General features: G+C 55.4%; 15 protein-coding genes, 4 tRNA genes and 1 rRNA gene. All 20 read left to right on the top strand.

What is annotated here, in order from left to right; genetic code table 11:
* The first annotated feature begins 136 nt into the window (after positions 1–136).
* The 20 genes from rrf (at position 137) to tuf (ending at position 19,665) form a co-directional block, all read left to right on the top strand.
* A 5S ribosomal RNA gene (gene rrf, locus CIB54_RS20450) occupies positions 137–252 on the top strand.
* A 159-nt stretch (positions 253–411) separates the two neighbouring features.
* A complete protein-coding gene (gene birA, locus CIB54_RS20445; RefSeq protein ID WP_101220777.1) occupies positions 412–1,371 on the top strand; it encodes a bifunctional biotin--[acetyl-CoA-carboxylase] ligase/biotin operon repressor BirA in 960 nt (319 codons plus the stop codon).
* Positions 1,361–2,110, top strand: a complete 750-nt coding sequence (locus CIB54_RS20440) for a pantothenate kinase (protein ID WP_101220776.1) — start codon at positions 1,361–1,363, stop codon at positions 2,108–2,110. Before birA ends, CIB54_RS20440 begins: the two co-directional genes overlap by 11 nt.
* Before the next feature lie 7 nt (positions 2,111–2,117).
* Positions 2,118–2,564 (top strand): hypothetical protein, encoded by a 447-nt coding sequence (locus CIB54_RS20435; protein ID WP_065949094.1) that lies wholly within the window; start codon positions 2,118–2,120, stop codon positions 2,562–2,564.
* Between the two features lie 141 nt (positions 2,565–2,705).
* Positions 2,706–2,790, top strand: a tRNA-Tyr gene (locus CIB54_RS20430).
* Between the two features lie 23 nt (positions 2,791–2,813).
* A tRNA-Gly gene (locus CIB54_RS20425) sits at positions 2,814–2,887 on the top strand.
* 26 nt (positions 2,888–2,913) lie between these two features.
* A tRNA-Thr gene (locus tag CIB54_RS20420) sits at positions 2,914–2,989 on the top strand.
* Between the two features lie 162 nt (positions 2,990–3,151).
* Positions 3,152–3,227, top strand: a tRNA-Trp gene (locus CIB54_RS20415).
* 45 nt (positions 3,228–3,272) lie between these two features.
* Entirely contained in the window at positions 3,273–3,641 is a 369-nt protein-coding gene (gene secE, locus CIB54_RS20410; protein ID WP_053138319.1) for a preprotein translocase subunit SecE, read from the top strand.
* A gap of 9 nt (positions 3,642–3,650) precedes the next feature.
* A complete protein-coding gene (nusG, locus tag CIB54_RS20405; RefSeq protein WP_003176436.1) occupies positions 3,651–4,184 on the top strand; it encodes a transcription termination/antitermination protein NusG in 534 nt (177 codons plus the stop codon).
* 116 nt (positions 4,185–4,300) lie between these two features.
* On the top strand, positions 4,301–4,732 hold the full coding sequence (rplK, locus tag CIB54_RS20400) for a 50S ribosomal protein L11 (protein ID WP_003176435.1): 432 nt from the start codon (positions 4,301–4,303) through the stop codon (positions 4,730–4,732).
* Entirely contained in the window at positions 4,732–5,427 is a 696-nt protein-coding gene (rplA, locus tag CIB54_RS20395; RefSeq protein ID WP_003176434.1) for a 50S ribosomal protein L1, read from the top strand. Before rplK ends, rplA begins: the two co-directional genes overlap by 1 nt.
* 199 nt (positions 5,428–5,626) lie before the next feature.
* Positions 5,627–6,127 carry a 50S ribosomal protein L10 gene (rplJ, locus tag CIB54_RS20390; protein ID WP_101220775.1) on the top strand — a complete coding sequence of 167 codons (501 nt, stop codon included), beginning with the start codon at positions 5,627–5,629 and terminating at the stop codon, positions 6,125–6,127.
* Positions 6,128–6,205: 78 nt separating this feature from the next.
* Positions 6,206–6,571 (top strand): 50S ribosomal protein L7/L12, encoded by a 366-nt coding sequence (rplL, locus tag CIB54_RS20385; RefSeq protein ID WP_003176432.1) that lies wholly within the window; start codon positions 6,206–6,208, stop codon positions 6,569–6,571.
* 219 nt (positions 6,572–6,790) lie between these two features.
* Positions 6,791–10,864, top strand: coding sequence for a DNA-directed RNA polymerase subunit beta (gene rpoB, locus CIB54_RS20380; protein ID WP_057724824.1), 4,074 nt, complete (start codon positions 6,791–6,793; stop codon positions 10,862–10,864).
* Positions 10,865–10,928: 64 nt separating this feature from the next.
* Positions 10,929–15,128, top strand: coding sequence for a DNA-directed RNA polymerase subunit beta' (gene rpoC, locus CIB54_RS20375; RefSeq protein ID WP_065949093.1), 4,200 nt, complete (start codon positions 10,929–10,931; stop codon positions 15,126–15,128).
* 216 nt (positions 15,129–15,344) lie between these two features.
* Positions 15,345–15,716 (top strand): 30S ribosomal protein S12, encoded by a 372-nt coding sequence (gene rpsL / locus CIB54_RS20370; RefSeq protein WP_002555494.1) that lies wholly within the window; start codon positions 15,345–15,347, stop codon positions 15,714–15,716.
* 118 nt (positions 15,717–15,834) lie between these two features.
* Positions 15,835–16,305 (top strand): 30S ribosomal protein S7, encoded by a 471-nt coding sequence (rpsG, locus tag CIB54_RS20365; RefSeq protein ID WP_002555493.1) that lies wholly within the window; start codon positions 15,835–15,837, stop codon positions 16,303–16,305.
* Between the two features lie 30 nt (positions 16,306–16,335).
* On the top strand, positions 16,336–18,441 hold the full coding sequence (gene fusA, locus CIB54_RS20360; RefSeq protein WP_065949092.1) for an elongation factor G: 2,106 nt from the start codon (positions 16,336–16,338) through the stop codon (positions 18,439–18,441).
* A gap of 30 nt (positions 18,442–18,471) precedes the next feature.
* Entirely contained in the window at positions 18,472–19,665 is a 1,194-nt protein-coding gene (gene tuf, locus CIB54_RS20355) for an elongation factor Tu (RefSeq protein ID WP_003176426.1), read from the top strand.
* The last annotated feature ends 49 nt before the right edge of the window (positions 19,666–19,714 follow it).

Below are 19,714 nucleotides of genomic sequence, written 5' to 3'. Positions count from 1 at the left end.
ACTCTAACGAGCATCAGATTGCGGTGTGTGAAGACGAGATGAACCGAAAGTTCGAAGACTCACAAAACACCGACAGCTGTCACATACCCAATTTGCTGAAGCGAGGCCATCAGGCCACGACTCAGTACCCGAATTTCTTGACGACCATAGAGCATTGGAACCACCTGATCCCATCCCGAACTCAGCAGTGAAACGATGCATCGCCGATGGTAGTGTGGGGTTTCCCCATGTGAGAGTAGGTCATCGTCAAGATTAAATTCCGAAACCCCAATTGCGAAAGCAGTTGGGGTTTTGTTTTGGGCGCTCGAAAAGCATAAAGGGCGTTCATCGCGGCCTGAGGGCGTGCGGCCTTTCTATGCAATGCCTCTTCGCATGGCTATCATGCGTGCCTCATTGTGAGGCGATACCTGCATGCTTACGCTGTTAGAACTTCTGAAAGATGGCCGATTCCATTCCGGAGAGGCGCTGGGTGCCGCCCTGGGCGTTAGTCGCAGTGCCGTGTGGAAGCAGCTTCAGCTTCTTGAAGCCGAATTGAATCTACCTATTCATAAGGTGCGTGGTAAGGGGTACCAGTTGGCATCGCCGCTGGTGTTTCTAAATGCTGAAGAGATTTTGCGAAGTGCGCCGTCGTTGTCGTGGCCTGTCCATATCTACGATTCGATTGATTCCACCAACGCAGAGGCGTTGCGCATGGTTGATGTCGCGCGGGCTGTCCCGTTCCTGGTATTAGCTGAGCAGCAAATGGCCGGGCGGGGCAGACGCGGTCGAAAGTGGGTCAGTCCATACGCTCAAAACATCTATTACAGCCTGGTACTGCGTATTGAGGATGGCCTCCGGCAACTGGAAGGGCTGAGTCTTGTTGTTGGCCTGGCGGTCATTCAGGCTCTGCGAGAGTCGGGTGTTCAGGATGTCGTCTTGAAATGGCCCAACGACGTATTGGTCGGGCGCAAGAAAATCGCGGGGATACTGCTGGAGTTGGTTGGGGACCCCGCAGATATCTGTCACGTGGTTCTCGGCATCGGGATCAACGTGAATATGCAGAGGGCCGCCGAGGTTGACCAGCAATGGACGTCGGTGCAGCTTGAGGCGGGATCTGCTGCTGACCGTAACGCTCTGGTGGCCCGGGTCAGCTTGCAGCTCCAGCACTATCTCGATCGGCATAGGGCGTCTGGCTTTGCGGCCCTCCAGGAGGAGTGGGAGCGAAATCATGCGTGGCAAGGGCGGGCGGTATCACTTATCGCGGGTGTGAATCGCGTTGATGGAGTGGTGCTCGGTGTTGATCGTCAAGGTGCGTTGCGCTTGGACGTTGATGGTGTCGAAAAAACATACAGCGGTGGTGAGTTAAGCCTGAGGTTGCGTGATGATTCTTGAGCTCGACTGTGGGAATAGCTTTATCAAATGGCGAGTGCTGAATGTCGACAGGGTGGGCGCCTTCGCCGAGGGCGTGGTCGGTTCGAATGTCGCATTGATTGAGAGTTTGAATGCGGTGCCGGACATGTCGCTGACGCGTTGCCGGCTGGTGAGTGTTCGCGCCCTGGAGGAAACAGACAAGCTGGTCGAGACATTGATCGAAGCTTTTGGCATTACTGTCTCGTGTGCAACGTCAGCGGTGGAAATGGCGGGCGTTCGAAATGGCTATGACGACTTCGAGCGGCTGGGTCTGGACCGTTGGCTGGCGATCCTCGGCGGGTATAAGTTAGCCTCCGGCCCTTGCCTGGTGTTGGATTTTGGCACGGCGGCGACTGCAGATTTCATTGATGTCGATGGCGAGCATTTGGGGGGCTTCATTTGTCCTGGCCTGCCGCTTATGCGCAACCAGCTGCGCACCCATACGCGCAAGATACGCTACGACGATGCGTCCGCTGAGCGCGCTCTGGAGCGTCTGTCGCCTGGGCATACAACGGCCGAGGCGGTCGAGCGCGGCTGTGCGCTGATGCTAAGGGGGTTTGTGCTTACCCAGATCGAGCTTGCCAGGCGTTATTGGGGGGATGACTTCACGGTGTTCCTGACTGGCGGAGATGCTGATCTGGTCTTTGACACTGTGCCGCAGGCACGGCTTGTGCCGGATCTGGTATTTATTGGCCTGGCAATGGCGTGCCCTTTGGCCTGAGGTGCTTATGCGTTGGTTGTTTCTGCTTCTACTGATCCTCAATGTCTTCTATTACATATGGCATCAGCAAGAGGCGCCGTTGCGCGCCAAGGATGTCACTCCTCTGAGTCTTTATCGTGGCTCCCAGCAGGATATACGACTGCTGAGCGAGTCTTCCGAGGCGGTGGCCCGAAGGGATCGTGCGAAATCGCCCGACACGCAAAATACCTGCTTGTACATTGGTGGGTTTGCCGATCAGCGTCAGGCGCAATCCGTCGAACAGCGCCTCACCAGCCTGGATATAAAGGTTAAGGTCCAATTGCTGAACATGCCTGAAGCTACCGGTTATTGGCTTCGAGTGGCCCCTGAAAGCAGGCGCCTGGCGGATGATCTGCCCTTTGAAAACCTTGTTAAGGAATTCAATGAGTTAAAACATAAAATAATGCTGTGCGAAGGCATTGCAACTCTCGAATAGTTTGCATAGAATGGCGCCCGCTTCGCAGTGAAGACCTTTAAGGCCTTTGATGCGAAGCGAAGTCAACGCAGCTAACCTCATAATTTAAATGAGAAAATGCTTGACAGAAGGTCGGCGTGATGTAAAATGCCGGCTCGCTTAGGAGGGGTTCCCGAGCGGCCAAAGGGATCAGACTGTAAATCTGACGTCTACGACTTCGAAGGTTCGAATCCTTCCCCCTCCACCATTTTAGCGTGAGCTGCAAGCTCCGCGGGTATAGTTTAGTGGTAGAACCTCAGCCTTCCAAGCTGATGATGCGGGTTCGATTCCCGCTACCCGCTCCAAGTTTGCAGGTTGTGCACGGTGTTTCGCTCTTGTAGCTCAGTTGGTAGAGCACACCCTTGGTAAGGGTGAGGTCAGCGGTTCAAATCCGCTCAAGAGCTCCATATAACAAGGCAGATATGAAAATATCTGCCTTTGTTTTAACAGCTGCCTCGGCTTGTATCGTGCTGTTTCTGGCGTTGGATGTCAGTGATTTCAAGTCTGTTGGGGTTGGTTGTTGTAAAGTCTTTTTCAGGCCTGCATAATGGTCGGCCTGATTTTGTTTTAGGTCAGTAGCTCAATTGGCAGAGCGACGGTCTCCAAAACCGTAGGTTGGGGGTTCGATTCCCTCCTGACCTGCCAGATTCACGTGGTGTGTCTGGCTTTCTTTTCACAGGATCTTCATAGATGACTCCTAAGGCTGAAGCTCAAAGCTCTCGTTTCGATCTGGTCAAGTGGCTCGCCGTAGTCGCCTTGGTGGTCGTAGGCGTTGTCGGCAATCAGTACTATTCTGCTTCGCCGATCCTGTACCGCGTTCTCGCTTTGCTGGCCCTTGCTGCTGTAGCTGCCTTTGTAGGCCTGCAGACTACCAAAGGCAAGTCTTTCGCGGTCCTGGTAAAGGAAGCTCGCACTGAAATTCGTAAAGTCGTTTGGCCGACTCGCCAAGAAACCACGCAGACCACATTGATTGTCGTGGCTGTTGTTCTGGTTATGGCGTTGCTGTTGTGGGGGCTCGATTCCCTGCTCGGCTGGCTTGTTTCCTTGATTGTTGGCTAAGGGTGTCCCGTGGCTAAGCGTTGGTACGTTGTGCATGCTTACTCGGGTTACGAGAAGCATGTTATGCGCTCTTTGCTGGAGCGCGTAAAGCTGGCAGGCATGGAAGATGGCTTCGGCGAAATTCTGGTTCCCACTGAAGAAGTGGTTGAAATGCGGAATGGCCAGAAGCGCAAGAGTGAACGCAAGTTCTTTCCTGGCTACGTGCTGGTGCAGATGGACATGAACGAAGGTACTTGGCACTTGGTCAAGGACACTCCTCGCGTCATGGGCTTCATTGGCGGTACTGCTGATAAGCCTGCGCCGATCACCGATAAAGAGGCGGAAGCAATTCTGCGTCGTGTTGCTGACGGTAGCGACAAGCCTAAGCCGAAGACGTTGTTCGAGCCGGGTGAGGTTGTTCGTGTCACAGATGGTCCGTTTGCTGATTTCAACGGCACTGTCGAAGAAGTTAACTACGAAAAGAGCCGGATCCAAGTGGCAGTGCTCATTTTCGGTCGCTCTACTCCGGTAGAGTTGGAGTTCAGCCAGGTCGAGAAGGTCTAGCTGAGCAAGCATCCCAACCCCGCAGCCTAGGCTGTGGGGTTTTGTCGTCACTGGGATAAACGCGCAAGTAACCGGGGAGCCTTTCGAGGCGCTTGAACCCGTAATTGGAGTGCCTCATGGCCAAGAAGATTACCGCTTACATCAAGCTGCAAGTGAAGGCCGCTCAGGCCAACCCTAGCCCACCCGTCGGCCCAGCTCTGGGTCAGCACGGCGTGAACATCATGGAATTCTGCAAGGCCTTCAACGCCCGTACTCAGGGTCTTGAGCCAGGTCTGCCGACTCCAGTGATCATCACTGTATACAGCGACCGTAGCTTCACTTTCGAAACCAAGTCGACTCCGGCTTCGGTTCTTCTGAAGAAAGCTGCTGGTCTGACTAGCGGTTCCGCTCGTCCGAACACCGTTAAGGTTGGCACCGTGACTCGTGCTCAGCTGGAAGAAATCGCGAAAACCAAAAACGCGGATCTGACTGCAGCTGATATGGATGCAGCCGTGCGTACCATCGCCGGTTCTGCTCGTAGCATGGGCCTTAACGTGGAGGGTGTGTAATGGCTAAGCTGACCAAGCGCCAAAAGGCTATCGCCGGCAAAATCGAAGCGGGCAAGTCCTACAATTTTGTAGACGCTGCTGCCCTGCTGACCGAGCTGTCGACTGTCAAGTTCAGCGAGTCCGTTGACGTTGCTGTGAACCTGGGTGTTGACCCACGTAAATCCGACCAGGTCGTTCGTAGCGCTACTGTGCTGCCACACGGTACTGGCAAGACTGTACGTGTTGCTGTCTTCACCCAAGGCCCGGCCGCCGAAGCTGCTCTGGCCGCTGGCGCCGATCGCGTTGGTATGGACGACCTGGCTGCCGAAATGAAAGGCGGCGACCTGAACTATGACGTTGTTATTGCCTCCCCGGATGCAATGCGCGTTGTAGGTCAGTTGGGTCAGATCCTGGGTCCACGCGGCCTGATGCCTAACCCTAAAGTCGGCACCGTAACGCCAGACGTAGCTACCGCGGTTAAAAACGCCAAGGCTGGTCAGGTTCGTTATCGCACCGACAAAAACGGCATCATTCACACCTCCGTTGGCAAAGTCGGCTTTGATGCCGTCAAGCTGAAGGAAAACGTTGAAGCCCTGATCGCTGATCTGAAGCGTATCAAGCCTGCTTCCTCGAAAGGTATCTACGTCAAGCGCGTTACCCTGAGCACCACTATGGGCCCAGGTCTGGTCATCGACCAAGGCTCGCTGGACGTATAAGACACAGGTTGGCGCGAGCGATTGCGTCAATTGAAAGATTGGGGTCCCTGCCTGGCGGGGGCTATCCAAGACCGTAGGCGACGCAAGTCTTAAACCAACAAGCCTACGCAGATGGTGCTCCCGGTTCCTTACCGAATCAGACACCAAAACGACATCAGGCTTAGGCCGGATGAAACGGTAACAAGCAGGAGTTAAACCCGTGGCAATTAATCTCGAAGACAAGAAGGCCATCGTCGCTGAAGTCAACGAGGCTGCCAAAGCTGCTCTGTCCGCTGTCGTGGCTGATGCCCGTGGTGTGACAGTAAGCGCTATGACCGGACTCCGTAAAGAGGCTCGTGAAGCTGGCGTATACGTACGTGTTGTACGTAACACCCTGCTCAAGCGCGCTGTTGCTGACACTGAATACAGTGTTCTCAACGACGTGTTCACTGGCCCGACTCTGATCGCGTTCTCCAAGGATCATCCAGGCGCTGCTGCCCGTTTGTTCAAGGAATTCGCCAAGAGTCAGGATAAGTTCGACATCAAGGCAGCTGCGTTCGAGGGCAAGTTCCTCGCAGCTAACCAAATCGACGTACTGGCAACACTGCCGACCCGTAACGAAGCTATTTCGCAGCTGATGAGCGTGATTCAAGGCGCTACCAGCAAGCTGGCTCGTACTCTGGCTGCAGTTCGCGAGCAAAAAGAAGCTGCCGCAGCCTAAGGCTGAGCAAATTCTCTCGCGTATTTTTGTTTATTTCGATGGCCGCGTAGGCCGTCCCCCAATTCAGGAAATACAGCAATGTCTATCTCCCAAGACGATATCCTCAACGCCGTAGCTGAAATGTCGGTTCTGCAGGTTGTTGAGCTGATCAAAGCTTTCGAAGAAAAATTCGGCGTTTCCGCTGCCGCTGCTTCCGCTGGCCCAGCTGTTGCTGCTGTCGCTGCTGAAGAGCAAACCGAATTCAACGTCATGCTGCTGGAAGCTGGCGAGAAGAAAGTAAACGTGATCAAGGCAGTACGTGAACTGACCGGTCTGGGCCTGAAAGAAGCCAAGGCAGTAGTTGACGGCGCTCCTGCCCAGGTTCTGGAAGCTGTGTCGAAAGACGCCGCTGACAAAGCCAAAGCTACTCTGGAAGAAGCAGGCGCTAAAGTCGAGCTGAAGTAAGCATCGACCTTGCGTCTCCAGCCCAAGCTTTAAGCTGAAGGCTGATGGCTGGTGGCTCTTGCCACCGGCCTTTTTCCGTTCTTGGCTGTCGACTCGGTCGCCGCCATTAACGCGCTGTAGCCACCCGATGCGGTGGTGCAAACCATGGGGTTTGCAAGATTTTCTGGCTGCTCCCGTCGGGAGGGCCAAACAAGCAGGTGACCAAGCTGGGGAACGCTGATGGCTTACTCATATACTGAGAAAAAACGTATCCGCAAGGACTTTAGCAAGTTGCCGGACGTCATGGATGTCCCGTACCTTCTGGCTATCCAGCTGGATTCGTATCGTGAATTCTTGCAGGCGGGAGCGACCAAAGATCAGTTCCGCGACGTGGGCCTGCATGCGGCCTTCAAATCCGTTTTCCCGATCATCAGCTACTCCGGCAATGCTGCGCTGGAGTACGTCGGTTATCGCCTGGGCGAACCGGCATTTGATGTCAAAGAATGCGTGTTGCGCGGTGTTACGTACGCCGTACCTTTGCGGGTAAAAGTCCGTCTGATCATTTTCGACAAAGAATCGTCGAACAAAGCGATCAAGGACATCAAAGAGCAAGAAGTCTACATGGGCGAAATCCCACTGATGACTGAAAACGGTACCTTCGTTATCAATGGTACCGAACGCGTAATCGTTTCCCAGCTGCACCGTTCCCCGGGCGTGTTCTTCGACCACGACCGCGGCAAGACGCACAGCTCCGGCAAGCTCCTGTACTCCGCGCGGATCATTCCGTACCGTGGTTCGTGGTTGGACTTCGAGTTCGACCCTAAAGACTGCGTGTTCGTGCGTATCGACCGTCGTCGCAAGCTGCCGGCCTCGGTACTGCTGCGCGCGCTCGGCTATACCACTGAGCAGGTGCTGGATGCCTTCTACACCACCAACGTATTCAGCCTGAAGGATGAAACCCTCAAGCTGGAGCTGATCGCATCGCGTCTGCGTGGTGAAATTGCCGTCCTGGACATCCAGGATGAAAAGGGCAAGGTCATTGTTGAAGCCGGCCGCCGTATCACCGCGCGCCACATCAACCAGATCGAAAAAGCCGGTCTCAAAGAGTTGGAAGTGCCGCTGGACTACGTCCTGGGCCGCACTACTGCCAAGGTCATCGTTCACCCGGCGACAGGCGAAATCCTGGCTGAGTGCAACACCGAGCTGAACACCGAGATCCTGGCCAAAATCGCCAAGGCTCAAGTCGTTCGCATCGAGACCCTGTACACCAACGACATCGACTGCGGTCCGTTCATCTCCGACACCCTGAAGATCGACTCCACCAGCAACCAATTGGAAGCGCTGGTCGAGATCTATCGCATGATGCGTCCTGGTGAGCCACCAACCAAAGATGCTGCCGAAACCCTGTTCAACAACCTGTTCTTCAGCCCTGAGCGCTATGACCTGTCTGCGGTCGGCCGGATGAAGTTCAACCGTCGTATCGGTCGTACCGAGATCGAAGGTTCGGGCGTGCTGTGCAAGGAAGACATCGTCGCGGTACTGAAGACCCTGGTCGACATCCGTAACGGTAAAGGCATCGTCGATGACATCGACCACCTGGGTAACCGTCGTGTTCGCTGCGTAGGCGAAATGGCAGAGAACCAGTTCCGCGTTGGCCTGGTACGTGTTGAGCGTGCGGTCAAAGAGCGCCTGTCGATGGCTGAAAGCGAAGGCCTGATGCCGCAAGACCTGATCAACGCCAAGCCAGTGGCTGCGGCGGTGAAAGAGTTCTTTGGTTCCAGCCAGCTCTCGCAGTTCATGGACCAGAACAACCCGCTCTCCGAGATCACCCACAAGCGCCGTGTTTCCGCACTGGGCCCGGGCGGTCTGACCCGTGAGCGCGCAGGCTTCGAAGTCCGTGACGTACACCCGACGCACTACGGTCGTGTATGCCCGATCGAAACGCCGGAAGGTCCGAACATCGGTCTGATCAACTCCCTGGCCGCTTATGCGCGCACCAACCAGTACGGTTTCCTCGAGAGCCCGTACCGTGTTGTGAAAGAGGGTCTGGTCACTGACGAAATCGTCTTCCTGTCCGCCATCGAAGAAGCTGATCACGTGATCGCTCAGGCTTCGGCCACGATGAACGACAAGAAAGTCCTGATCGACGAGCTGGTAGCTGTTCGTCACTTGAACGAGTTCACCGTCAAGGCGCCGGAAGACGTCACCCTGATGGACGTATCGCCCAAGCAGGTCGTGTCGGTTGCAGCGTCGCTGATCCCGTTCCTGGAGCACGATGACGCCAACCGTGCGTTGATGGGTTCCAACATGCAGCGTCAAGCTGTACCGACCCTGCGCGCCGACAAGCCGCTGGTAGGTACCGGCATGGAGCGTAACGTAGCCCGTGACTCCGGCGTTTGCGTCGTGGCTCGTCGTGGTGGCGTGATCGATTCCGTTGATGCCAGCCGTATCGTGGTTCGTGTTGCCGATGACGAAGTTGAAACCGGTGAAGCTGGTGTCGACATCTACAACCTGACCAAATACACCCGTTCGAACCAGAACACCTGCATCAACCAGCGTCCGCTGGTGCGTAAGGGTGACCGCGTTCAGCGTAGCGATATCATGGCCGACGGCCCGTCCACCGATATGGGTGAGCTGGCACTGGGTCAGAACATGCGCATCGCGTTCATGGCCTGGAACGGTTACAACTTCGAAGACTCCATCTGCCTGTCGGAACGAGTTGTTCAAGAAGATCGCTTTACCACGATCCACATCCAGGAACTGACCTGTGTGGCACGTGACACCAAGCTTGGGCCAGAGGAAATCACTGCAGACATCCCTAACGTGGGTGAAGCTGCACTGAACAAGCTGGACGAAGCCGGTATCGTTTACGTAGGTGCTGAAGTTGGCGCAGGCGACATTCTGGTCGGTAAGGTCACTCCGAAAGGCGAGACCCAACTGACTCCGGAAGAGAAACTGCTGCGTGCCATCTTCGGTGAAAAAGCCAGCGACGTTAAAGACACCTCCCTGCGCGTACCTACCGGTACCAAGGGTACTGTCATCGACGTACAGGTCTTCACCCGCGACGGCGTTGAGCGTGATGCTCGTGCACTGTCCATCGAGAAGACCCAACTCGACGAGATCCGCAAGGATCTGAACGAAGAGTTCCGTATCGTTGAAGGCGCGACCTTCGAACGTCTGCGTTCCGCTCTGGTAGGCCACAAGGCTGAAGGCGGCGCAGGTCTGAAGAAAGGTCAGGACATCACCGACGAAATCCTCGACGGTCTCGAGCATGGCCAGTGGTTCAAACTGCGCATGGCTGAAGATGCTCTGAACGAGCAACTCGAGAAGGCCCAGGCCTACATCGTTGATCGCCGCCGTCTGCTGGACGACAAGTTCGAAGACAAGAAGCGCAAACTGCAGCAGGGCGATGACCTGGCTCCAGGCGTGCTGAAAATCGTCAAGGTTTACCTGGCAATCCGTCGCCGCATCCAGCCGGGCGACAAGATGGCCGGTCGTCACGGTAACAAAGGTGTGGTCTCCGTGATCATGCCGGTTGAAGACATGCCGCACGATGCCAATGGCACCCCGGTCGACGTCGTCCTCAACCCGTTGGGCGTACCTTCGCGTATGAACGTTGGTCAGATCCTTGAAACCCACCTGGGCCTCGCGGCCAAGGGTCTGGGTGAGAAGATCAACCGTATGATCGAAGAGCAACGCAAGGTCGCTGACCTGCGTAAGTTCCTGCACGAGATCTACAACGAGATCGGCGGTCGCAACGAAGAGCTGGACACCTTCACCGACCAGGAAATCCTGGATCTGGCGAAGAACCTGCGCGGCGGCGTTCCAATGGCTACCCCGGTGTTCGACGGTGCCAAGGAAAGCGAAATCAAGGCCATGCTGAAACTGGCAGACCTGCCGGAAAGCGGCCAGATGCAGCTGTTCGACGGCCGTACCGGCAACAAGTTCGAGCGCCCGGTTACTGTTGGCTACATGTACATGCTGAAGCTGAACCACTTGGTAGACGACAAGATGCACGCTCGTTCTACCGGTTCGTACAGCCTGGTTACCCAGCAGCCGCTGGGTGGTAAGGCTCAGTTCGGTGGTCAGCGTTTCGGGGAGATGGAGGTCTGGGCACTGGAAGCATACGGTGCTGCATACACTCTGCAAGAAATGCTCACAGTGAAGTCGGACGATGTGAACGGTCGTACCAAGATGTACAAAAACATCGTGGACGGCGATCACCGTATGGAGCCGGGCATGCCCGAGTCTTTCAACGTGTTGATCAAAGAAATTCGTTCCCTCGGCATCGATATCGATCTGGAAACCGAATAACACGTGACGCGAATCGAGAGCGAGGCCGTTTGGCCCGCTCTCTGCTCCGCCAGGAGGAAAGGCCTTGAAAGACCTACTGAATTTGCTGAAAAACCAGGGTCAAGTCGAAGAGTTCGACGCCATCCGTATTGGACTGGCATCGCCTGAGATGATCCGTTCGTGGTCGTTCGGTGAAGTTAAAAAGCCGGAAACCATCAACTACCGTACGTTCAAACCTGAGCGTGACGGCCTGTTCTGCGCCAAGATCTTTGGCCCGGTAAAGGATTACGAGTGCCTGTGCGGTAAGTACAAGCGCTTGAAGCATCGTGGTGTGATCTGCGAGAAGTGCGGCGTTGAAGTTGCGCTGGCCAAGGTTCGTCGTGAGCGCATGGCGCACATCGAACTGGCTTCGCCGGTTGCCCACATCTGGTTCCTGAAATCGCTGCCGTCCCGTATCGGCTTGCTGATGGACATGACCCTGCGTGATATAGAACGCGTTCTCTACTTCGAGAGCTACGTCGTTATCGATCCAGGCATGACCACCCTTGAAAAAGGTCAGCTGCTGAACGATGAGCAGTACTTCGAAGCGCTGGAAGAGTTCGGTGATGATTTCGATGCCCGCATGGGTGCCGAAGCTGTCCGTGAACTGCTGCACGCTATCGACCTGGAGCACGAGATTGGTCGTCTGCGCGAAGAAATTCCGCAAACCAACTCCGAAACCAAGATCAAGAAGCTGTCCAAGCGTCTGAAGTTGATGGAAGCCTTCCAGGGTTCCGGCAACCTGCCAGAGTGGATGGTGCTGACCGTTCTGCCGGTTCTGCCGCCAGACCTGCGTCCGCTGGTACCGTTGGACGGTGGTCGTTTCGCGACGTCCGACCTCAACGACCTGTACCGCCGCGTGATCAACCGTAACAACCGCTTGAAGCGCCTGCTTGATCTGTCCGCTCCGGACATCATCGTGCGCAACGAAAAGCGTATGTTGCAAGAAGCCGTCGACGCCTTGCTCGACAACGGTCGTCGTGGCCGTGCGATCACCGGTTCCAACAAGCGTCCTCTGAAATCCCTGGCTGACATGATCAAGGGTAAGCAGGGTCGTTTCCGTCAGAACTTGCTCGGTAAGCGTGTTGACTACTCCGGTCGTTCGGTAATTACCGTAGGCCCGACCCTGCGTCTGCATCAGTGCGGTCTGCCCAAGAAGATGGCACTCGAGCTGTTCAAGCCGTTCATCTTCGGCAAGCTGGAAATGCGCGGTCTCGCGACCACCATCAAAGCGGCCAAGAAAATGGTCGAGCGCGAACTGCCAGAAGTTTGGGACGTTCTCGCTGAAGTGATTCGCGAACACCCGGTTCTCCTCAACCGTGCACCGACCCTTCACCGTCTGGGTATCCAGGCGTTTGAACCGGTACTGATCGAAGGTAAGGCTATCCAGCTGCACCCTCTGGTCTGTGCTGCGTACAACGCCGACTTCGACGGCGACCAAATGGCCGTGCACGTACCGCTGACACTGGAAGCCCAGTTGGAAGCGCGTGCGTTGATGATGTCGACCAACAACATTCTGTCGCCAGCCAACGGTGAGCCAATCATCGTTCCGTCGCAGGACGTTGTATTGGGTCTGTACTACATGACCCGTGAAGCGATCAACGCCAAAGGCGAAGGTCGTGTGTTCGCTGACCTGCAAGAAGTTGACCGTGTGTTCCGTGCCGGCGAAGCCGCACTGCACGCCAAGGTCAAAGTGCGGATCCACGAAACCGTCAACGACCGTGACGGCGGCAGCGTGAGCAACACTCGTATCGTCGACACCACCGTCGGCCGTGCGCTGTTGTACCAGGTTGTGCCAAAAGGTCTGTCGTACGACGTCGTCAACCTGCCGATGAAGAAAAAGGCGATCTCCAAGCTGATCAACCAGTGCTACCGCGTGGTTGGTTTGAAAGAGACCGTGATCTTCGCTGACCAGTTGATGTACACAGGTTTCGCTTACTCGACTATCTCTGGCGTTTCCATCGGCGTTAACGACTTCGTTATCCCGGATGAAAAAGCTCGCATCATCAGTGCTGCCACTGACGAAGTGAAAGAGATCGAGAGCCAGTACGCCTCCGGCCTGGTAACCCAGGGCGAGAAGTACAACAAAGTGATCGACCTTTGGTCCAAGGCGAACGACGAAGTGTCCAAGGCGATGATGGCCAACCTCTCGAAAGAGAAAGTCATCGACCGTCATGGCGACGAAGTTGATCAGGAGTCCTTCAACTCGATGTACATGATGGCCGACTCGGGCGCACGGGGTTCTGCTGCGCAGATCCGTCAGCTCGCCGGTATGCGTGGCCTGATGGCCAAGCCGGATGGCTCCATCATCGAAACCCCGATTACTGCGAACTTCCGTGAAGGTTTGAGCGTACTTCAGTACTTCATCTCCACTCACGGTGCTCGTAAGGGTCTGGCGGATACCGCGTTGAAAACCGCTAACTCCGGTTACCTGACGCGTCGTCTGGTAGACGTTGCACAAGATCTGGTTGTCACCGAGATCGATTGCGGCACCGAGCACGGCCTGCTGATGACACCGCACATTGAAGGCGGTGACGTTGTAGAACCACTGGGTGAGCGCGTATTGGGTCGTGTGATTGCCCGTGACGTGTTCAAGCCAGGTACCGAGGAAGTTATCGTTCCTGCCGGCACCCTGGTAGACGAGAAGTGGGTCGAGTTCATCGAACTCAACAGCATCGACGAAGTGATCGTTCGCTCGCCGATCAGCTGCGAAACCCGCTACGGCATCTGCGCCAAGTGCTACGGCCGTGATTTGGCTCGTGGCCACCAGGTGAACATCGGTGAAGCGGTCGGCGTTATCGCTGCCCAGTCCATCGGTGAGCCGGGTACCCAGCTGACCATGCGTACGTTCCACATCGGTGGTGCGGCAAGCCGGACCTCCGCAGCTGACAGTGTTCAGGTGAAGAATGGCGGTACCGTCCGCCTGCACAACCTCAAGCACGTTGAGCGAGTGGATGGCCACCTGGTTGCTGTGTCCCGTTCCGGTGAGCTGGCAATCGCTGACGACTACGGTCGTGAGCGCGAGCGTTACAAGCTGCCGTACGGTGCTGTGATTTCGGTGAAGGAAGGTGACAAGGTCGACGCTGGCGCAATCGTTGCCAAGTGGGATCCGCACACCCACCCAATCGTTACCGAAATGAAAGGTACCGTGACCTACGTGGGCATGGAAGAAGGCATCACGATCAAGCGTCAGACTGACGAATTGACCGGTATGACCAACATTGAAGTACTTGACGCCAAAGATCGTCCAGCTGCCGGTAAAGACATCCGTCCTGCCGTGAAGATGGTCGACGACAACGGCAAGGATCTGTTGCTGCCAGGTACTGACGTAATCGCTCAGTACTTCCTGCCAGCCAACGCCCTGGTCGGTGTAGCGGATGGTGCGAAGATCGCGATCGGTGATGTTATCGCGCGTATCCCGCAAGAAACTTCGAAAACTCGCGACATCACCGGTGGTCTGCCGCGTGTTGCCGACTTGTTCGAAGCGCGTCGTCCGAAAGAAGCGTCGATTCTGGCTGAAGTCAGCGGCACCATCGCCTTCGGTAAAGAGACCAAGGGCAAGCGCCGTCTGGTCATTACCCCGAACGACGGTAGCGATCCGTACGAAGAGCTGATTCCGAAGTGGCGTCACCTGAACGTCTTCGAAGGCGAACAGGTAAACCGCGGCGAAGTTATCTCCGACGGCCCGAGCGATCCGCACGATATCCTGCGTCTGCTGGGTGTGAGCGCGCTGGCCAAGTACATCGTTAACGAGATCCAGGACGTTTACCGTCTGCAAGGCGTGAAGATCAACGATAAGCACATCGAGACCATCCTGCGTCAGATGTTGCGTAAAGTTGAAATCGCTGAATCCGGCGATTCCAGTTTCATCAAGGGCGACCAGATGGAGCTGACTCACGTACTGGTAGAAAACGAGCGCCTGGCGAACGACGAGAAATTCGTTTCCAAGTTCACTCGCGTGCTGCTGGGTATCACGAAGGCGTCGTTGTCCACTGAGTCGTTCATCTCGGCGGCCTCCTTCCAGGAGACCACTCGTGTACTGACCGAAGCAGCGGTAACCGGCAAGCGCGATTACCTGCGCGGCCTGAAGGAAAACGTAGTCGTGGGTCGTTTGATCCCGGCTGGTACCGGTTTGGCTTACCACAGCGAGCGCAAGCGCCGCCGTGATGCTGACAAGCCGTTGCGCGTAAGCGCCAGTGAAGTGGAAGCTGCACTGACCGAAGCGCTGAACTCAAGCGGTAACTGAGTTCTGCGATAGATGAGACTGGGCCCTGACACCCCCATTCGTCGGATCGAGGCATATATGCACCGGTTCGACGAGTGGGGAGGTCGGGGCCTTGCCTTGACTGGGGACAAGATCCTCTTTAGACTCTTGTACCCCTAAATTTGGCGGGAATTCGTTCCTGCCATTTTGCTTTTCTTGCAAGACAATAGCGTCGCAAGACAACAGTGGAGCTAGTAGATGGCAACTATCAACCAGCTGGTACGTCAGCCGCGTAAGCGTATCGTCGAGAAATCCGACGTGCCTGCGCTGCAGAACTGCCCGCAACGTCGTGGCGTATGCACCCGTGTGTATACCACCACGCCGAAAAAACCTAACTCGGCACTGCGTAAAGTATGCCGTGTGCGCCTGACCAACGGTTTCGAGGTTTCCTCGTACATCGGCGGTGAAGGCCACAACCTGCAAGAGCACAGCGTGGTACTGATCCGCGGCGGTCGTGTAAAAGACTTGCCAGGTGTTCGTTATCACACCGTACGCGGCTCCTTGGATACTTCCGGCGTTAAAGGTCGTAACCAGGGTCGTTCGAAGTACGGTACCAAGAAGCCTAAGTAGTAGCGGCTTTTTGTAAAACTGAATCATCTTATTTTCTGAGTCGATAAGAGTAAGGTCGGAGGCGTCCCGAAAGGGCACCGATTCCGAGCGAACCTGAAGACCGTTTGAGGGCTTATCCATGCCAAGAAGACGCGTAGCAGCCAAGCGCGAAGTGCTTGACGATCCAAAATACGGAAGCCAAATTCTGGCCAAGTTCATGAACCACGTGATGGAAAGCGGCAAGAAAGCCGTTGCCGAGCGTATCGTTTATGGCGCGCTGGAAAAGGTTAAAGAACGCAAGAACAGCGACCCCCTGGAAATCTTCGAGAAAGCTCTCGACGCCATCGCTCCGCTGGTCGAAGTGAAGTCGCGCCGTGTAGGCGGTGCTACTTACCAGGTTCCGGTTGAAGTTCGTCCGTCCCGTCGTAACGCTCTGGCAATGCGCTGGTTGGTAGACTTCGCCCGTAAGCGCGGCGAGAAGTCTATGGCTCTGCGTTTGGCCGGCGAACTGTTGGACGCTGCTGAAGGTAAAGGTGCTGCTGTTAAGAAGCGTGAAGACGTGCACCGTATGGCTGAAGCCAACAAAGCTTTCTCGCACTACCGCTTCTAATTTTAGCTTCACTAATTTTGCGAGGGCTTTATGGCTCGTACTACTCCGATTAGCCGCTACCGTAACATCGGTATCGTCGCTCACGTGGATGCTGGTAAAACCACCACTACTGAGCGCGTACTGTTTTACACCGGCAAAAGTCACAAGATGGGCGAGGTGCATGATGGCGCCGCGACCACAGACTGGATGGTTCAGGAGCAGGAGCGTGGTATTACCATTACTTCTGCTGCCATTACCGCCTTCTGGAAAGGTTCCGAGAAGCAGTACAAGGATGAGCACCGCTTCAACGTAATCGATACCCCGGGCCACGTAGACTTCACCATTGAAGTTGAACGTTCCCTGCGGGTACTCGACGGCGCTGTCGTTGTGTTCTGCGGTACCTCGGGCGTTGAGCCTCAGTCGGAAACCGTATGGCGTCAAGCCAACAAATACGGTGTTCCACGTCTTGTTTACGTAAACAAGATGGACCGTGCCGGTGCGAACTTCCTGCGCGTGATCGGTCAGATCAAGCAGCGTCTGGGTCACACCCCGGTGCCAATCCAGTTGGCTATCGGTTCCGAAGACAATTTCCAAGGCCAGATCGATCTGCTGACCATGGAAGCTGTTTACTGGAACGACGCTGACAAAGGTATGGTTCCTGTTCGCAAGCCTATCCCTGCTGAACTGCAGGAACTGGCTGACGAATGGCGCAACAACATGGTTGAAGCTGCGGCTGAAGCCAACGAAGAGCTGATGAACAAGTACCTCGAAGGTGAAGAACTCACCAACGCGGAAATCAAGGCCGCTCTGCGTCAGCGTACTATCGCTGGCGAAATCGTCCTGGCTGTTTGCGGTTCCTCGTTCAAGAACAAGGGCGTTCCCCTGGTTCTCGATGCTGTGATCGACTACCTGCCGGCACCGGTTGATATTCCTTCCATCAAGGGTACTGACCCGGATGACGAGACTATCGAGCTGGAGCGTCACGCAGACGACGCAGAACCGTTCTCCGCTTTGGCATTTAAAATTGCCACTGACCCATTCGTGGGTACCTTGACCTTCGTCCGCGTTTACTCGGGCGTGTTGAACTCCGGCGACGGCGTGATCAACTCGGTTAAAGGCAAGAAAGAGCGCGTGGGTCGTATGGTGCAAATGCACGCAAACGCCCGTGAAGAAATCAAGGAAGTGCGCGCTGGTGACATCGCGGCCTTGATCGGCATGAAGGACGTCACCACCGGTGAAACCTTGTGCAACGCTGACAAGCCAATCATCCTGGTTCGCATGGACTTCCCGGAGCCGGTTATTTCGGTTGCCGTAGAGCCAAAGACCAAGGATGACCAGGAAAAAATGGGTATCGCTCTGGGCAAGCTTGCTCAGGAAGATCCATCTTTCCGCGTCAAGACTGATGAAGAGACTGGTCAAACGATCATCTCCGGCATGGGCGAGCTGCACCTGGACATCCTGGTTGACCGGATGCGCCGTGAGTTCAACGTCGAAGCCAACATCGGTAAGCCTCAGGTTTCCTATCGTGAGCGCATCACGAAGAACTGTGAAATCGAAGGCAAGTTCGTTCGTCAGTCCGGCGGTCGTGGTCAGTTCGGTCACTGCTGGATCCGTTTTGCTCCTGCTGACGAAGGTCAGGAAGGTCTGCAATTCGTGAACGAAGTAGTAGGTGGTGTTGTTCCTAAGGAATACATCCCTGCTATCCAGAAGGGTATCGAAGAGCAGATGAAGAACGGTGTTGTTGCCGGCTATCCGCTGATCGGCCTGAAAGCAACCGTTTTTGACGGTTCTTACCACGACGTCGACTCCAACGAGATGGCGTTTAAGGTGGCTGCCTCCATGGCAACCAAGCAACTGGCCCAGAAGGGCGGTGGTGAGTTGCTTGAGCCAATCATGGCGGTAGAAGTTGTTACACCTGAAGACTATATGGGTGATGTCATGGGCGACCTTAACCGTCGTCGCGGCATGATCTTGGGTATGGAAGACACGGTTTCCGGCAAAGTGATTCGCGCCGAGGTTCCGTTGGGTGAGATGTTCGGTTATGCGACCGACGTTCGCTCCATGTCCCAGGGTCGCGCAAGCTACTCTATGGAATTCAAAAAATACAACACAGCTCCGGCGCACATCGCTGAAACTGTATCCAAAAAACAAGGCTGATTCAGTCCTTTAGGCAAGGAGTTAATTGTCGTGGCTAAAGAAAAATTTGATCGTTCCCTACCGCACGTCAACGTTGGCACCATCGGTCACGTTGACCACGGTAAAACCACTCTGACTGCTGCTCTGACTCGCGTTTGCTCCGAAGTATTCGGTTCCGCAATCGTTGATTTCGATAAAATCGACAGCGCACCAGAAGAGAAAGCTCGTGGTATCACCATCAACACCGCGCACGTTGAATACAACTCGCTGATCCGTCACTACGCTCACGTTGACTGCCCAGGTCACGCTGACTATGTGAAGAACATGATCACCGGTGCTGCCCAGATGGACGGCGCAATCCTGGTTTGCTCGGCCGCTGATGGTCCGATGCCACAAACCCGTGAGCACATCCTGCTGTCCCGTCAGGTTGGCGTTCCGTACATCGTGGTTTACCTGAACAAGGCTGACCTGGTAGACGACGCTGAGCTGCTGGAACTGGTTGAGATGGAAGTGCGCGACCTGCTGAGCACTTACGACTTCCCAGGTGACGACACTCCGATCATCATCGGTTCTGCTCGTATGGCTCTGGAAGGCAAAGACGATAACGAAATGGGCACCACGTCCGTTCGTAAACTGGTTGAGACTCTGGACAGCTACATCCCAGATCCAGTCCGTGTTATCGACAAGCCGTTCCTGATGCCAATCGAAGACGTATTCTCGATCTCCGGTCGCGGTACTGTTGTAACTGGTCGTATCGAGCGCGGTATCGTCAAGGTTCAGGATCCACTGGAAATCGTTGGTCTGCGTGACACTACCGTCACCACCTGCACCGGTGTTGAAATGTTCCGTAAGCTGCTCGACGAAGGTCGTGCTGGCGAGAACTGCGGCGTTCTGCTGCGTGGTACCAAGCGTGACGACGTTGAGCGTGGCCAGGTTCTGGTCAAGCCAGGTTCGGTTAAGCCGCACACCAAGTTCGAAGCTGAAGTGTACGTGCTGAGCAAAGAAGAAGGCGGCCGTCACACTCCGTTCTTCAAAGGCTACCGTCCACAGTTCTACTTCCGTACTACCGACGTAACTGGTAACTGCGAACTGCCGGAAGGCGTAGAAATGGTAATGCCAGGCGACAACATCAAAATGGTTGTCACCCTGATCAAAACCATCGCTATGGAAGACGGTCTGCGTTTCGCAATCCGTGAAGGCGGCCGTACCGTTGGTGCTGGTGTTGTAGCTAAAATCATCGAGTAATTATCTCTTCTGAGATAGCTCTGATGTTTTGAAAAGGCCCCCGCTCAGC

This window comes from Pseudomonas fluorescens, from assembly GCF_002837185.1.
In the GTDB taxonomy this organism is placed as follows: Bacteria; Pseudomonadota; Gammaproteobacteria; order Pseudomonadales; family Pseudomonadaceae; genus Aquipseudomonas; species Aquipseudomonas fluorescens_AM.
This window is presented reverse-complemented; position numbering and strand designations above follow the sequence as displayed.

What these genes read in the sequence shown, in the direction of transcription:
- rpsG (WP_002555493.1), top strand. Translation starts at nt 15,835, where the DNA reads ATGCCAAGAAGACGCGTAGCAGCCAAGCGCGAAGTGCTTGACGATCCA.
- CIB54_RS20435 (WP_065949094.1), top strand. Translation starts at nt 2,118, where the DNA reads ATGCGTTGGTTGTTTCTGCTTCTACTGATCCTCAATGTCTTCTATTAC.
- secE (WP_053138319.1), top strand. Translation starts at nt 3,273, where the DNA reads ATGACTCCTAAGGCTGAAGCTCAAAGCTCTCGTTTCGATCTGGTCAAG.
- rplK (WP_003176435.1), top strand. Translation starts at nt 4,301, where the DNA reads ATGGCCAAGAAGATTACCGCTTACATCAAGCTGCAAGTGAAGGCCGCT.
- rpoB (WP_057724824.1), top strand. Translation starts at nt 6,791, where the DNA reads ATGGCTTACTCATATACTGAGAAAAAACGTATCCGCAAGGACTTTAGC.
- birA (WP_101220777.1), top strand. Translation starts at nt 412, where the DNA reads ATGCTTACGCTGTTAGAACTTCTGAAAGATGGCCGATTCCATTCCGGA.
- fusA (WP_065949092.1), top strand. Translation starts at nt 16,336, where the DNA reads ATGGCTCGTACTACTCCGATTAGCCGCTACCGTAACATCGGTATCGTC.
- CIB54_RS20440 (WP_101220776.1), top strand. Translation starts at nt 1,361, where the DNA reads ATGATTCTTGAGCTCGACTGTGGGAATAGCTTTATCAAATGGCGAGTG.
- rplL (WP_003176432.1), top strand. Translation starts at nt 6,206, where the DNA reads ATGTCTATCTCCCAAGACGATATCCTCAACGCCGTAGCTGAAATGTCG.
- rplA (WP_003176434.1), top strand. Translation starts at nt 4,732, where the DNA reads ATGGCTAAGCTGACCAAGCGCCAAAAGGCTATCGCCGGCAAAATCGAA.
- rpsL (WP_002555494.1), top strand. Translation starts at nt 15,345, where the DNA reads ATGGCAACTATCAACCAGCTGGTACGTCAGCCGCGTAAGCGTATCGTC.